Origin of the sequence: Vibrio ostreae, assembly GCF_019226825.1 — a bacterium.
Lineage (GTDB): Bacteria > Pseudomonadota > Gammaproteobacteria > Enterobacterales > Vibrionaceae > Vibrio > Vibrio ostreae.
In genome coordinates, this window is record NZ_CP076643.1 from 17950 (window position 1) to 32943 (window position 14994).

The window sequence follows — 14994 nt, forward strand, 5'->3', positions numbered from 1 at the left end:
CAACATGCATGAAGAGTATATCGCTCTGGCGTTAGCCATGATCGGGGTCGTGGGTTTGGCGTGTCAGTGGCTGGCGTGGAAACTGCGCCTGCCTGCCATTCTGTTTCTGTTAATCGCCGGTATTGTTGCTGGCCCAATCACAGGTATGCTGCAGCCCCAGCAGTTACTGGGGGAGTTACTGTTTCCGCTCATCTCTCTGGCGGTGGCGGTGATTCTGTTCGAAGGCAGTTTGACCCTCAACTTCAAAGATATCCGCGGCGTCAGCAAAACGGTGTGGAGTATTGTCTCGCTGGGAGCGCTGGTCTCCTGGGGATTACATCTTACGCCACCCACTGGCTGCTCGGCTTTGACTGGCCGTTGGCTCTGCTGTTCGGCAGCCTGACCGTGGTGACCGGGCCGACGGTGATCGTGCCTTTGCTGCGCACGGTACGCCCCAACACCCGCCTGTCGAACATATTGCGCTGGGAAGGGATTCTGATTGACCCGCTTGGCGCACTGTTTGTGGTTATGGTGTACGAGTTTATTGTCTCGAGCAGTGAAGCGCACAGTTTGCAGGTGTTTGGCCTGATTCTGCTGGTCGGGGTCGGGATTGGCGTTATGTCCGGCGCTGCTGTTGCGTATGTGCTGCGTCATGGCGGATTGCCGGAATACCTGCAGCCATTTGCGGTGTTAAGCGTGGTACTGGGGGTGTTTGCCGCCTCTAACGCGATTGAATCGGAATCCGGGCTGCTGACCGTAACTGTGATGGGGATGTGGCTCGCCAATAGCCGCGATGTCAATATCCAGCATATTCTGCACTTTAAAGAGCACCTGACCATACTGCTTATCACCGGTTTGTTTATCCTGCTGGCGGCGCGGATTGAGATCAGTGACTTTACTGTCCTGGGCTGGAGCTCACTGGCGCTGTTTGTGGTGATGCAACTGGTGTCGCGCCCGGTGTCGATAGTGCTGGCAACTCTGCGCAGTAATCTTAAATGGCGTGAAATCGGTTTTTTGGCCTGGGTTGCGCCGCGCGGGATTGTTGCAGCGTCTATCTCGTCACTGTTTGCTATCAAACTCGACTCGTTCGGGATGAGCGAAGCCAATCTGCTCGTGCCGCTCACCTTTATGGTGATTATCGGCACCGTGGTGTTGCAGAGTGTTACTGCTCGGCCGATGGCGGTGGCGCTTAAAGTGGCCGAGCCGGCGCCGAAAGGATTTTTGATCCTCGGTGCCAATGAAGTGGCGCGTGAAGTCGGTAAAGCGATCGCTAAGTATGATTGTCGCGTGGTGGTCACCGATTCTAACTGGGATTATATCCGTCAGGCGCGGATGGCAGGGCTGGAGCACTATTATGGCAATCCGATTTCCAGCCATGCGGATGAGTATCTCAACCTGATTGGGGTCGGGCACATGCTGGCGCTCAGTTCGGATAAGCATTTTAATATCATGGCGTGTATGCAGTTTTTATCATACTTTGGTGAGAAACGGGTGTTCTGCCTGCACGATAACGGTAATGGCAATCAGCAGGATAAACACGCTGTTGCGGAGGAGTACCATGGCTTGTCGTTTTTGGGCGGGACGGTCAGCTATAAAAAACTCGCCAGCCTGATAAGTCAGGGTGGGGAAATCAAACACACCAAACTGAGCGAGAATTTTACTTTTGCGGATTACCAACAGCAGCATAAAGCCAGTTTCTGGCTACCGCTGTTTGTGGTCGATCAGCGCGGCCGGGTACAGATGTGTGCAGACCCGGTCAACTTTACTGCTAAAGAGGGCGAAACCGTCGTCTCGCTGATTAAGAAAACAGCCTAAGCGTTCGGGCTCTGGGCGTCGGCTTCGTCGTCCATTGCCCGGCGCAGGAAACCATCGGAGTCAGACAAGCGCGCCAGGGCCTGCTCGGCAGTCACGCCGGTCAGATGCATCAGAATGGCCACTTTGGCGTTGTTGCCGCTTTTGGCCAGTAGCGCTTCGGCGACGTCGCGTTCGCAGTCGGTGGCCTGCATCACGATCCGTACTGCACGGGCCACCAGTTTTTTGTTGGTGGCTTTGACATCCACCATCAGATTCTGATAGCTCTTACCTAAGCGGATCATGCTGGCGGTGGTCAGCATATTCAGTACCAGCTTCTGCGCCGTCCCTGATTTGAGGCGGGTGGAGCCGGTCAGGGCTTCCGGACCGACGACCGGGCTGATGGCGATCTGGGCCAGATCGGCAATCGGTGAATCGGGGTTGCATGACAAAGCCACCGTTACCGCGCCGAGATCATTGGCGTAGTCCAGCGCACCAATCACGTAGGGCGTGCGGCCGCTGGCGGCGATTCCGACCACGACATCCTGTTGGTTAAAACCGATAGCCTTAAGGTCATCCACGCCAAGCGTCGCTGAGTCTTCCGCGCCCTCACGCGCTGTAAACATCGCATCCCGGCCCCCGGCGATCAGGCCGATCACCATCTGGTCAGAGACCCCAAACGTTGGTGGGCATTCCGAGGCATCGAGAACACCAAGCCGGCCACTGGTGCCAGCGCCCAGATAAATCAGGCGACCACCTTGCTTGAATGCGGCGGTGATTTTATCCACGGCGGCGGCAATATTGGGCAGCTCTTTTTCGACCGCCAGCGGGACCAGTTTGTCCTGCTGGTTGATGCGCTCGACGATTTCCAGTGAAGAGAGCAAGTCAATATCCATGGTATCCGGGTTGCGCCCTTCAGAAACCAGGTGGGAAAGGGCAGCCAGCAGAGCATCATTTGTCATTGTTATGGTCCACGTTGTCAGTTAATTAAGATCGGGTTGGTTTGCGCCTTGTGTTCTATTAAACCAGCGGGGCGTTTTCGCGACTAACGTTTTCGCGACTAATTAGGCGGATAAATCACTCCGAGTGACGCCAGTTGGCGCGCACCGGTGACGCTGGGCAGATTACTCGCCAAACCGTGTATGCGTCGCTGCGCCAGCCAGGCAAACGCCATCGCTTCCATGTAATCGCCATTGACCCCTTTGCGGGTGGTCGGGGCAACCTGCCAGCCGGGCAGCAGAATCTGTAACCGTTCCATCAGCAGGCCATTCTGCGCGCCGCCGCCGCATACCAGTAATTCGGGGGCCGGACCTTGTGCATACTGGCGTACCTGGTCTGCGATAGTTTCAGCACTCAGTTCGCATAAAGTGCGCTGCACGTCGGCAGGCGCAGGATGATGCCCGGCCAGTTGCTGATCGAGCCAGTCGAGATTGAACAGCTCGCGGCCGGTGCTTTTCGGCGCCGGTTGGCTGAAATAGCTCGCTTGCTTAAGCTGCAGCAGCAGAGAGGTGATCACTTTGCCCCGGCGCGCCCAGTCTCCATTCATGTCGTAGCTCTGGCCTGTGTGGCGCTGACACCAGCCATCCATCAGTACATTACCCGGTCCCGAATCATAACCAATCACGCTGGCGTCCGGACTGAGCACTGAAATATTGGCGATCCCGCCGATATTCAGCACCACAACACTGGAGTCGGTGACGGCAAATACGGTGCGGTGGAATGCCGGTACTAACGGCGCTCCCTGACCGCCGAGTGCCATGTCTTTACGGCGAAAGTCGGCCACGGTAGTGATGCCGGTGCGCGCGGCAATGACGTTGGCATCGCCGAGCTGGATGGTAAACGGTGTCGCTCCGGTGGGCTGGTGAAACACGGTCTGGCCGTGATTACCGATCGCGCGGATCTGCTCTGGTTTGGTGCCGCTGGTGGTCAGCAATTGTTCGACGGCATCGGCATACAGGTGGCCAAGCAGATGATCCAGTGTGCCGATTTCAGCCAGGTTGGTTGGCTGACCAAGGCAGACGGCCAGCAAGCGCTGTTTGAGTTGTTCAGGCATGGGCAGAAAGCCATGCGCCATTAATTCAATATGATCGCCACTCAGGGCAACCAGCGCAGTATCGACGCCGTCCAGGCTGGTGCCGGACATAATGCCGATGTACAGCTCACGTTGATCCATTATGTTATCCGCTTGTCAGATTATTCGCTTCGGAGAGAGTAACTCGCTAAAAGCCATTGTAATTGAAAAACAAACTGAATAACCTCCTTTGCAATGACAAATTTTTATCATCCCACAGGGTGAATGAGAGGCAATAATGGGTCCGTTGTGGCTTGATGTGGAAGGCTGTGAACTGACAGCAGAAGATCGCGAAATATTGGCGCATCCGACGGTCGGTGGTGTGATTCTTTTTGCACGTAATTACCACGATAACCAGCAACTGCTGGCGCTCAACCAGGCCATCCGTCAGGCAGCCAAGCGTCCGATTCTGATTGGGGTCGATCAGGAGGGCGGGCGGGTCCAGCGTTTTCGTGACGGTTTCAGCCGTATTCCGGCCGCGCAAAGTTATGCCCGCTCTGCACTGGGTGAGCAACTGGCCGAGCAGGGGGGTGGTTGATGGCAGCGGAGCTGGTTGCGCATGATATCGATCTCAGTTTTGCTCCGGTACTGGATAAAGGGTTTGAATGCCGGGCCATTGGCAGCCGCGCGTTTGGTGACGATGTGGCGACGGTACTGACCCACAGCAGCGCTTACCTGCGCGGGATGAAATCGGTCGGCATGGCGACGACGGGCAAACATTTTCCCGGTCATGGCGCTGTGATTGCCGATTCACATCTTGAGACGCCGTTTGATGAGCGCGACAGTATTGCCGCAGATATGCAGATTTTTGAGACACAAATTAAGGCGGGTCTGCTCGATGCCATGATGCCGGCGCACGTGGTTTACCCCCATTATGATGATCAGCCTGCCAGTGGCTCACCTTACTGGCTCAAGCGTGTTCTGCGCGAGCAGCTCGGCTTTGCCGGCATCGTGTTTTCTGACGATCTCAGTATGGAAGGCGCTGCCGTGATGGGCGGTCCGGCGCAGCGCGCCAAGCAGTCATTGCAGGCAGGCTGTGATATGGTGCTGATGTGCAATAAGCGTGAGTCGGCCGTCGCGGTGCTGGATGACCTGCCCATCAGCGAAGTGCCGCAAGCGCTGCAACTGCTTAAACAGCGTAACTTCAGTTACCGCGAGTTACAGAGCTCAGTACAGTGGAAACAAGCCAGTTTGGCGATGCAGCGTCTGGTCGAACAGTTTGGATAACGCAAAAGGCTCCCGAGGGAGCCTTTTGTCTACCTGATGGGTAGACAATTAATGGAAACCGAGTTTCTCTTTCAGTTCTTTAAGATAGCGGCGGCTGACCGGAACCTGATGGTCTGAGCGGGTCATGATTTCCGCCAGACCATTCTCCAGCAACTTAATCTCTTTGATTGCTTTGGTATTGACCAGATACTGGCGATGACAGCGTACCAGCGGGGTTTTTTCTTCCAGAATTTTCAGGGTCAGCTGGCTGGTGGCGCGCTGGTGTGATGTCTGGACATGCACGCCGCTGATATCGCTGAAGGCAAATTCGACCTCGGTAGTCGGAACAATCACGATACGGTTTAAACCGATGCACGGCACCTGGTCCAGATTGTGCGGTGCCAGGATGGAATAATCCTGTGGTTTGCTGATACTGCGTACCAGGCGGGCGATGGTTTTTTCCAGCCGTGCCGGGTCAATCGGCTTAAGCAGATAGTCAAAGGCATTATCTTCAAAGGCCTGCAGAGCGTATTGGTCATAGGCGGTGACAAAGACCACCTTGGGCATGGTTTCCGGATCGAGCATGCCGAGCAGTTCAATGCCGGTAATTTGTGGCATCTGAATGTCGAGAAACACGACGTCAGGCCGTAGCTGGTTGATTTTTTTCAGCCCTTCGATGGCATTGTTGGCCTCGCCAATCACATCAATCTGGCCGCTTTCCGCCAGTAAATCCATCAGCTCTTCACGGGCGAAATGCTCGTCGTCTATTACCAGTGCAGATAACATTCTGATTCCTCAATAGGTTCCTTTGTCGGGGATGAGAAAGCTCATTCGGGTATATTGGTTATGTTCGACCTCGATATTGAGGCCGCAATCGGCACCGAACTTATAACTCAGGCGTTTAGCGACGATCTGCATCCCCAGACCATCGTGATCCTCACTCGGAGCCTGATAACTGCCGGCATTGTCTTCGACTACGATACGATAGCCGTGCATTTCTTTAATACTGTAGATGCGTACCTTACCGCCTTCCAGCAGGTTGGAAGTCCCATGCTTGATGGCGTTTTCCACCAGAGGTTGCAGGGTGAAGCTTGGCACGTTGCGCTCCAGCAAAGATTCATCAATCGCAATGTCCACATCCAGCCGGTCACTAAAGCGTGCCTTCTCGATAGTCAGATACGCGTTGACGTGCGCCAGCTCCTCTTTCAGAGTCACTACGCCGATATTCTGCTTCAGATTACTACGGAAGAACTGCGATAAATGCTGGATCAGTTCACGGGCTTTATTGGGATCACGCCGGATCACCGCGCTAATGGTATTGAGGGCGTTAAACAGAAAATGCGGGTTGACCTGGGCCTGCAGTAGTTTGATTTCTGCCCGCGACAGCAGAATCTGTTTCTGCTGGTATTCACCGTACAGGATCTGACTCGACAACATCTGGGCAATCCCTTCCGCCATCGACATATTGATGGTCGAAAACAGCTTACGCTTCGGCTCGTACAGTTTTATGGTTCCAATGACCCGATCTCCTGCACGCAGCGGGATAATCAGCGCCGATCCGAGACGGCAACTGGGCGAGATCGAACACTGATAAGGCCGCTCCTTGCCGTCGAGATAGATGATAGCGTTGCGGGCAATCGCATCCAGGGTACTTGGTGAGGAAATCGGTGTGTTGGGCTTGTGGTGGTCGTCACCAATGCCGACAAAGGCGAGAATTTTATCCCGGTCGGTGATGGAGACTGCGCCGACATTGGTCTGTTCATAGACGATGCGAGCAATTTTTTCTGCGTTTTGTGGGTTAAAACCGTTGGCGAGGATGCCCACTGAGCGCTCGGCGATATTCAGCGCGCGGCGTGAAAACGTCGCGGAATACTCTTCGAAAATAGTTTTGCGATCCTGCAGGATACTCATAAACAGCGCCGCACCGACCGAGTTGGCAATGATCATCGGTGCCGCAATGGTCGAGACCAGGGCATAGGCCTCTTCATAGGGATCGGCAATCAGCAGGATCAGCAGCATCTGGACAATTTCGGCAAACAGGGTGACGGCAAACACCACGCTCGGACTAAATAGCAACCGGCCTTTGCTTCTGCGCATCAGATAAGTGTGCAGCAAACCGCCGATAATCCCTTCTGCTGTGGTCGAGACCGCACAAGCCAGGTCGGTAAAGCCACCGAGGGAATAGCGGTGGATACCGCCGGTCAGCCCAACCGCAAAGCCAACCACCGGACCGCCAAACAGGCCCCCCATCACCGCGCCGATCGCTCGAGTATTGGCGATGGCATCATTAATCTGCAGACCAAAATAGGTGCCCATAATACAGAACAGCGAGAACAGCACATACACGCTGAGTCGGTGATTGAAGCGGCGTGAAATGTTCAGTAATGGCAAAAAAATGGGGGTTTTACTCAGCATGTAGGCCAGCACAAGGTAGACACACATCTGCTGCAGTAACGAGAGAATTAAATCCATAAACCTGTTTCATCGCGGGTGGAAAGGGGGCTATTTTAGGGGAGAGTAAGGCAAGAAAACACGCCTCAGGCGGCACTTTGTGGTGAAAATAGCATAACTGCCAAGTGTAAATTTAAATTTACAGCAAATGTTTTTTAAAATTTACACTTGCATTGTTTTTAAACCCTGTTAATTTGTGTTTTATACAACTTGAACACCCTTATTATCAAAGTGTGTAAATAAAAGATTACAGGTGACGCGATGAAAAAAAGTGAATTAAGCGATATCAACATTGTTGATGAACAGATACTGATTACTCCAGATGCACTGAAAGACAAGCTGCCTTTGAGTGACAATGCCCGTCGTTTTATTCGCCAGTCGCGTCAGGAAATCGCCGACATCATCCACAAGCGCGATCATCGTCTGCTGGTGGTGTGCGGCCCGTGTTCTATCCACGATATTGCAGCGGCGAAAGAGTACGCCAAGCGTCTTAAAGCGTTATCGGAAGAGCTTAAAGATCAACTCTACATTGTGATGCGCGTCTACTTCGAAAAGCCGCGTACCACTGTGGGCTGGAAAGGTCTGATTAACGACCCGCACCTGGACGGTACCTTTGATATTGAGCACGGTCTGCATGTCGGTCGCCAGTTGCTGGTGGATCTGGCCGAGATGGAAATCCCGCTCGCAACTGAAGCCTTGGATCCGATCAGTCCGCAATACCTGGCTGACACCTTCAGCTGGGCTGCGATTGGCGCGCGGACCACTGAATCACAAACGCACCGTGAAATGGCCAGTGGCCTGTCGATGCCGATCGGTTTTAAAAACGGTACTGACGGCAGCCTGTCGACGGCGATCAATGCGATGCAGGCCGCGTCTTCCAGCCACCGCTTTATGGGGATCAGCCGTGACGGACAGGTTGCATTGCTGACCACGCAAGGTAACAGCAACGGTCACGTTATTCTGCGTGGCGGTAAGCAGACCAACTACGATTCAGTTTCTGTCGCGGAGTGTGAAGAAGATCTGGCTAAAGTCGGCCTGGATGCGGCGCTGATGGTGGATTGCAGCCACGCGAACTCACGCAAAGATTACCGTCGTCAGCCTCTGGTGGCAGAAGATGTGATTCACCAGATCCGTGAAGGCAACCGCTCTATTATCGGTCTGATGATTGAGAGCCATATCAACGAAGGCAACCAGTCTTCAGACCTGCCTTTCGATAAGATGGCTTACGGCGTTTCCATCACCGATGCCTGTATTAATTGGGATACAACTGAGGCATTATTACGCCACGCTCATCAGGAGCTGATTCCGTTTTTGCAAGATCGCCTTAAAGGTTAATTAAAGGATTATTCATGGCCGTAGAATTAAATGAATTGCGTGATCAGATTGATGCCGTTGACAAGCAGATGGTGGAACTGCTGGCTCGTCGTCTGGCATTGGTCGAGAAAGTTGGTGAAGTAAAAAGTCAGCATGGCTTACCGATTTATGCTCCGGACCGCGAGGCCGCGATGCTCGCGTCCCGTCGTGAAGAAGCGGAGCGTAAAGGGGTACCACCGCAACTCATCGAAGATATTCTGCGTCGTACCATGCGTGAGTCCTACGCCAGTGAAAAGGATTCCGGCTTTAAGTGTCTGAATCCGGAACTGCGCTCTGTGGTGATCATCGGTGGTCACGGTCAGCTTGGCGGCTTGTTTGCGCGGATGTTCAAACTGTCGGGCTACCCGGTCAAAATACTGGGCAGTAAAGACTGGGAGCGTGCCGATGAAATGCTCAGTGATGCCGGCATGGTGGTGGTCACAGTTCCGATTCACCTCACGCTGGGCGTGATAGAAAAACTGAACACTCTGCCAGCCGACTGTATTTTGTGTGACCTGACCTCGGTCAAGAGCAAACCGCTCAAAGCCATGCTTGCGGCGCACCAGGGGCCAGTGGTGGGTCTGCACCCGATGTTCGGCCCGGATGTGCCTAGCCTCGCTAAGCAGGTGATTGTGTACTGTGATGGTCGCGGCGAAGAGCATTACCAATGGCTGCTCAAACAGTTCTCCATCTGGGGCGCGAGTTTGTGTCAGATTGATGCCGCTGAGCATGATCATGGGATGACCTTGATTCAGGCGCTGCGCCACTTTACCTCGTTCGCTTACGGCCTGCATTTGTCGAAAGTGAATCCTAACCTGGCGCAGCTGTTGCAGCTCAGTTCACCGATTTATCGCCTTGAACTGGCGATGGTGGGGCGTTTATTTGGTCAGGATCCTAATCTGTACGGCGATATTATTTTGTCATCGGAAGAGAACATCAGCATGATCGAGGACTTCTACCGTAACTTTGGTGAAGCGGTCAAACTGATTACTGACCGTGACAAGCAGGGCTTCATCACCCATTTTGACAAAGTCAGCCAATGGTTTGGCGACTACTCCCAGCAATTTATGCTGGAGAGCCAGAATTTATTAAAACAAGCAAATGACTCGATTCATCGAGGCTAACTCTCCCCGGTAATTAGCGCTGCTTCGGCAGCGTTTTTTTTATCCCGTTTAGGGGCAAGTGTTTAGCGCAGCGATGTTCAGTTTTCGGCCTTACCAGGTCGTGCGCAAACCACGAACAGCGAAGCGGACTAGTCGGCGGCGCAATCACCAAGATCAGCCAGGTATTCCATCTCGCGGTGCAGCAGAGTGTCGTTGCCGACATTGAGTTCGACCAGGCGTTTTAAGTGGCTGATACTCTCGATATCGATGTGATCGATGGTCAGACGCAGGATACGCTCATCCTGGCTGACTAATTGGGCACTCAAGGTGATGTTGATATCACTGTCCGGTAACATAAAAGAGACGTCAACCAGACGTGAAGGATCAATATCCGGCTCATCAACCGCCCACAATAAAAGTCCATGCAGAGACAGGTCCTGGATGCAGGTGGCAAGCTGATAATCTCCCTGAATAATGGTCGCGGGAGCCTGGTAAATGATACGGCTGAAGTGGCGGCGTTCTATCATGGTCGTTTTCCTTTTGAACTGAGCTCTTCAAGCATAGCAAAGAGTGGCACTCTCCACTGTTTAACCGTGCTCAACACGAGTTTAACCGTGCGCAATATAATAAAAAAGGCCGCATAAAGCGGCCTTTGGCGTGAAATCTGACAGCAGATTACTTGGTGATACGTTTGTACTTGATACGGTGCGGTTCTGCCGCTTCCGGACCGAGGGTTTTCTTCAGCCAATCCATGTATTCGCTGTAGTTACCTTCGTAGTAGTTCACCTGACCTTCATCACGGTAGTCGATGATATGGGTCGCAATACGGTCGAGGAACCAGCGGTCGTGCGAGATAACCATGGCACAGCCAGGAAACTCGAGCAGTGCTTCTTCCAGGGCACGCAGGGTTTCTACGTCCAGGTCGTTAGTCGGTTCATCGAGCAGCAGTACGTTACCGCCGGCTTTAAGCAGTTTGGCCAGGTGCACACGGTTACGTTCACCACCAGACAGTTCACCAATGACTTTCTGTTGATCTGAGCCTTTGAAGTTAAAGCGTGAGCAGTAAGCGCGCGCCGGAATTTCAAAGTTATTGATCTTGATGATGTCCGCGCCTTCCGAGATCTCCTGGAATACCGTGTTGTTGTCATTCATTGAATCACGGAACTGATCCACAGAAGCCAGTTTCACAGTATCACCCATTTCTATGCTGCCTGAATCAGGTTGCTCGGTGCCGCTCAGCATCTTGAACAGGGTTGATTTACCGGCACCGTTGGCACCGATGATGCCGACGATCGCGCCTTTTGGCATGTTGAATGACAAGTCATCGATCAGCACGCGGCCATCAAATGATTTGCTCAGATTCTTCACTTCGATCACTTTATCGCCTAAACGCTCACCTGGCGGAATGAACAGTTCGTTCGTTTCATTACGCTTCTGGTGATCGCCGCTTTGCAGTTCTTCAAAGCGGGCCATACGAGCTTTCGATTTCGCCTGACGGCCTTTTGGATTCTGACGAACCCATTCCAGTTCTTTCTCAATCGTCTTCTGACGAGCTTTTTCCTGCGATGCTTCTTGTTGCAGACGTGCGTCTTTTTGTTCCAGCCATGAGGTGTAGTTACCCTGCCATGGAATACCTTCACCACGGTCCAGTTCCAGAATCCAGCCAGCCGCGTTGTCCAGGAAGTAACGGTCGTGGGTAATCGCGACCACAGTGCCTGTGTAGTCCACCAGGAAACGTTCCAGCCAGGCTACAGATTCGGCATCCAGGTGGTTGGTCGGCTCGTCCAGTAGCAGCATGTCTGGTTTTTCCAGCAGCAGGCGACAGATCGCCACACGGCGGCGCTCACCACCCGATAGGTGGGCGATTTTCTGATCCCATTCCGGCAGACGCAGTGCGTTGGCTGCACGTTCCAGCGCGTTTTCCAGATTATGGCCGTCTTTCGCCTGAATCAGTGCTTCCAGCTCGCCTTGTTCTTTCGCCAGCGCATCGAAGTCTGCATCCGGTTCTGCGTACGCGGCGTACACCTCATCCAGACGCTTAAGAGCACCGGCCACATCAGAGACCGCTTCTTCAATGATTTCACGTACTGTTTTGGACTCATCCAGCACCGGTTCCTGAGGCAGATAGCCGACATTCAGACCTGGTTGTGGGCGTGCTTCACCATCGATATCAGTATCGATGCCCGCCATGATACGCAGCAGAGTCGATTTACCTGCACCGTTGAGACCCAAAACACCGATCTTGGCTCCCGGAAAGAAGCTCAGCGAGATGTCTTTAAGAATTTGACGTTTAGGTGGCACAATTTTGCTCACCCGTGACATGGTATAGACGTATTCAGCCATTGCCGATCATTCCTAAACTTTCAAACACAATAAAGCCAATATTCTATACTAAAGCAGCGCCGTTTGTTACTAGCGGCGCCTGATCTTTAACGCTGATTTTTCACGACTGTGGCCTGCGTGGCACATCGTCAGGCTGAGTTGGCGGATGACCTGTTGTGTCATCGGATGCGTTCATGTAAGGGATAACTGATGAAGCGCCCAAATAGGTTGGCAAGGATACGTAACCTGCCACACACTTTGACTCGCTGAACTGGCGCTGTCGTATTATTTACATCAACTTTACATCTCGCACCTTTACAATCAGCGTTACGATCAGCGTAATGTTCATATAGAAATGACTCGTTTTTTAAAGGAATAAGAGCCATGACGCTTTGGTGTTTTTCTCGGCCGCCTCGTCTTGTGTCATCAGTGCTGGTATGCAGCACATTGATGAGCGGCGCAGCGTTCTCAAGCTCGGCAGAAACAGACGCGCAGCGTGCGCTGTATGATCAGGCCCAGCAGTGGCTGGATGACGGTAACGTGGACGCGTTTAAGCAAGTGCGTTCTAAGCTGGCTGATTATCCGCTGACGCCTTATCTTGATTACCGTAGTTTTCTGATTGATATGGGCAGCAAGCCGCCGATTGCGGTACGTGCTTTTATCGATTCCCATCAGGAATTTCCGTTCTCCGCCCGCATTAGTGCACCCTATATCAGCGCATTGGCGCGCGATAAGAAATGGGGGGCGCTGCTGCAGTTTTCTCCCAATGAACCCAACGGTGAGACTTATCGTTGTCACTATTACAACGCGAAGTTGCAAACAGGTAAGCGTGATGAAGCTTACCGCGGGGCCGAATCACTGTGGCTGAGCGGAGCCAGTGTATCTGATGCCTGCGATCCTCTGTTTGACAGCTGGGATAAACAGGGCGGTCTGAGTGATGACCTTATCCTGCAGCGCATGGTGCTGGCATTTGAAGGTCGTAACCGTTCCTTGTTGCGTTATCTGGCTAAGAAAGTCAAGGGCAAGAATGCTCAGCAAAGCGCCCAGGCGATGCTGGCGCTGTTTGATAAGCCGGACACCGTAGAGAGCTTTGCCCGTCAGTACAGCAGTGGTGAGCTGGCGCAGCGTCAGGCGGTGTTGGCGTTGGAGAAACTGGCCCGGATTGATGAGCTGAAAGCTCAACCGCTGCTGGCACCGGTTGCCAAGGCACAAAACTGGTCTGCACAACAAATCGCGCGGGTTGGTCAGTATATTGCGCGGCGTATGATGGATGTCAAACCGACGGATTTACGGCAGTGGCGCGACAACATGATTGTCGGCAGCCACAACAGCGATCTGATTGAAGCGCGTATCCGCCTGGCACTGGTTAATCTCGACTGGCAAGGCGTCGAAGATTGGATAAAGCAGTTCCCGGAGGATGAACAGCAAGCGACCCGCTGGCAGTACTGGCTGGGGCGCAGTGAAATCGCGCTCGGTAAGCAGGAGCAGGGTAACCAGCGGCTGCGTGCTATTTTAGGTCAGCGTAACTTCTACAGTGTGGCGGCGGCAAAAGCGCTGCAACAGTCGATCGAATACCCGATCTCGACCGTTGAGCTGGATACGGCACAGGTTAAGCCTTATCACACCAGTCTGGCGCGAATTCAGGAATTGATTGAACGGGATAAAATTGCGGCTGCGAAAAGTGAGTGGTACTGGCTACTGAGCAGGGTCAAGCAGCCGCAAAAAGAGATGCTGGCTGCCTATGCTGCCAGCCAGCACTGGCATCATCTGACGGTGACGGCGTCGATATCGGCGCGGATGTGGGATAATATGCAACTGCGTTTTCCGTTGGCGCATCAATGGTGGTTTGATTTCTATGCCGATAAGCACGGCCTGGACCCGATAATGCTGATGTCTCTGGCTCGTCAGGAGAGTGCAATGGACTCGGAAGCACGCTCGCCAGTGGGCGCGCGCGGTATCATGCAAATTATGCCGGCGACGGCCAGTTACACCGCGAAAAAGTATCAGATTAGCTATAACGGTGCAGACGATCTGTTTGAGGTCGGTAAAAACATCGAGATAGGCAGCCACTATCTTAACGGGTTGCTGGAGAGGTACGATAATAACCGTATTTTCGCTTTTGCGGCTTATAACGCCGGTCCGCATCGGGTCGACCGTTGGCGGGAAGAGAGTGGTGGTAAACTGGATGCGTTCGCCTTTATCGAAGCAATCCCGTTTCGTGAGACGCGCGGCTATGTGCAAAACATTCTGATGTTTGAAACTTATTACCGCGACCTGAAAGGGGTTGATGGCGCCTTTCTCAATTCACAGGAGATCGCGACAAAATATTGATTCCGTTTGAGTGTTCACTACAATAGAGTTCATGTATCACTCAACGAGTACAATCATGTCACAACAACCTGAGTACGACGACTGGTCACAATTAATGTCAGTGGTGAAAGAGGCCGCTGATAACGATCAGCATGCAATGCTGCTGACGATGTTAATGACCCCGGATGAACGTGAGTCCTTGGTCGCGCGGGTCAATATTCTGTGTGAGCTGCTCAAAGGTGAAATGTCTCAGCGTCAGGTCAGCCAGATGCTCGGAGTGGGAATTGCAACCATTACCCGTGGGTCGAACGAGCTAAAATCCCGCACCGATACAGAGCGGGATAGTTTGGCTAAGTTGATATTGAAATAGCCACAACCCGGATAAACAGCGCCAGCCCCAGGCTGGCG

General features: G+C 53.1%; 10 protein-coding genes and 2 pseudogenes. 6 read left to right on the top strand and 6 right to left on the bottom strand.

Annotation, left to right across the window (positions count from 1 at the left end):
• Positions 1-4 precede the first annotated feature (4 nt).
• Positions 5-1794: pseudogene (locus KNV97_RS06235) on the top strand (cation:proton antiporter).
• Here KNV97_RS06235 and murQ read toward each other — a convergent pair.
• On the bottom strand, positions 1791-2732 hold the full coding sequence (gene murQ / locus KNV97_RS06240; RefSeq protein WP_218562739.1) for an N-acetylmuramic acid 6-phosphate etherase: 942 nt from the start codon (positions 2730-2732) through the stop codon (positions 1791-1793). The pseudogene KNV97_RS06235 and the gene murQ overlap by 4 nt on opposite strands.
• Positions 2733-2830: 98 nt before the next feature.
• The gene (locus KNV97_RS06245) at positions 2831-3943 is read right to left on the bottom strand and encodes an anhydro-N-acetylmuramic acid kinase (protein WP_218562740.1); all 1113 of its coding nucleotides are present in this window, start codon (positions 3941-3943) and stop codon (positions 2831-2833) included.
• A 136-nt stretch (positions 3944-4079) separates the two neighbouring features.
• Here KNV97_RS06245 and nagZ point away from each other — a divergent pair.
• Positions 4080-5068, top strand: a pseudogene (gene nagZ, locus KNV97_RS06250) (beta-N-acetylhexosaminidase).
• A 48-nt stretch (positions 5069-5116) separates the two neighbouring features.
• Here nagZ and btsR read toward each other — a convergent pair.
• Together btsR and KNV97_RS06260 are read right to left on the bottom strand one after the other, a co-directional pair.
• On the bottom strand, positions 5117-5833 hold the full coding sequence (gene btsR, locus KNV97_RS06255) for a two-component system response regulator BtsR (protein WP_218562741.1): 717 nt from the start codon (positions 5831-5833) through the stop codon (positions 5117-5119).
• Positions 5834-5842: 9 nt separating this feature from the next.
• Positions 5843-7519, bottom strand: a complete 1677-nt coding sequence (locus KNV97_RS06260) for a sensor histidine kinase (RefSeq protein ID WP_136486292.1) — start codon at positions 7517-7519, stop codon at positions 5843-5845.
• Between the two features lie 240 nt (positions 7520-7759).
• Between KNV97_RS06260 and KNV97_RS06265 the strand changes: the two genes are divergently transcribed.
• Together KNV97_RS06265 and tyrA are read left to right on the top strand one after the other, a co-directional pair.
• Positions 7760-8833: a 3-deoxy-7-phosphoheptulonate synthase gene (locus tag KNV97_RS06265; RefSeq protein ID WP_136486294.1), complete on the top strand. Its 1074-nt coding sequence runs from the start codon at positions 7760-7762 to the stop codon at positions 8831-8833.
• Positions 8834-8847: 14 nt separating this feature from the next.
• The gene (tyrA, locus tag KNV97_RS06270; protein WP_218562742.1) at positions 8848-9975 is read left to right on the top strand and encodes a bifunctional chorismate mutase/prephenate dehydrogenase; all 1128 of its coding nucleotides are present in this window, start codon (positions 8848-8850) and stop codon (positions 9973-9975) included.
• Positions 9976-10103: 128 nt separating this feature from the next.
• On the opposite strand, the gene KNV97_RS06275 is transcribed toward tyrA, so the two are convergent.
• Together KNV97_RS06275 and ettA are read right to left on the bottom strand one after the other, a co-directional pair.
• Complete coding sequence (locus KNV97_RS06275; RefSeq protein WP_136486298.1) at positions 10104-10481, bottom strand: PilZ domain-containing protein; 378 nt, start codon at positions 10479-10481, stop codon at positions 10104-10106.
• Positions 10482-10629: 148 nt separating this feature from the next.
• A complete protein-coding gene (ettA, locus tag KNV97_RS06280) occupies positions 10630-12297 on the bottom strand; it encodes an energy-dependent translational throttle protein EttA (RefSeq protein ID WP_218562743.1) in 1668 nt (555 codons plus the stop codon).
• Between the two features lie 363 nt (positions 12298-12660).
• On the opposite strand from ettA, the gene sltY reads away from it, so the two are divergent.
• Entirely contained in the window at positions 12661-14607 is a 1947-nt protein-coding gene (sltY, locus tag KNV97_RS06285; RefSeq protein ID WP_218562749.1) for a murein transglycosylase, read from the top strand.
• A gap of 55 nt (positions 14608-14662) precedes the next feature.
• Positions 14663-14956 (top strand): trp operon repressor, encoded by a 294-nt coding sequence (gene trpR, locus KNV97_RS06290; RefSeq protein ID WP_218562744.1) that lies wholly within the window; start codon positions 14663-14665, stop codon positions 14954-14956.
• The last annotated feature ends 38 nt before the right edge of the window (positions 14957-14994 follow it).

What these genes read in the sequence shown, in the direction of transcription:
- murQ (WP_218562739.1), bottom strand. Translation starts at nt 2,732, where the DNA reads ATGACAAATGATGCTCTGCTGGCTGCCCTTTCCCACCTGGTTTCTGAA.
- KNV97_RS06245 (WP_218562740.1), bottom strand. Translation starts at nt 3,943, where the DNA reads ATGGATCAACGTGAGCTGTACATCGGCATTATGTCCGGCACCAGCCTG.
- btsR (WP_218562741.1), bottom strand. Translation starts at nt 5,833, where the DNA reads ATGTTATCTGCACTGGTAATAGACGACGAGCATTTCGCCCGTGAAGAG.
- KNV97_RS06260 (WP_136486292.1), bottom strand. Translation starts at nt 7,519, where the DNA reads ATGGATTTAATTCTCTCGTTACTGCAGCAGATGTGTGTCTACCTTGTG.
- KNV97_RS06265 (WP_136486294.1), top strand. Translation starts at nt 7,760, where the DNA reads ATGAAAAAAAGTGAATTAAGCGATATCAACATTGTTGATGAACAGATA.
- tyrA (WP_218562742.1), top strand. Translation starts at nt 8,848, where the DNA reads ATGGCCGTAGAATTAAATGAATTGCGTGATCAGATTGATGCCGTTGAC.
- KNV97_RS06275 (WP_136486298.1), bottom strand. Translation starts at nt 10,481, where the DNA reads ATGATAGAACGCCGCCACTTCAGCCGTATCATTTACCAGGCTCCCGCG.
- ettA (WP_218562743.1), bottom strand. Translation starts at nt 12,297, where the DNA reads ATGGCTGAATACGTCTATACCATGTCACGGGTGAGCAAAATTGTGCCA.
- sltY (WP_218562749.1), top strand. Translation starts at nt 12,661, where the DNA reads ATGACGCTTTGGTGTTTTTCTCGGCCGCCTCGTCTTGTGTCATCAGTG.
- trpR (WP_218562744.1), top strand. Translation starts at nt 14,663, where the DNA reads ATGTCACAACAACCTGAGTACGACGACTGGTCACAATTAATGTCAGTG.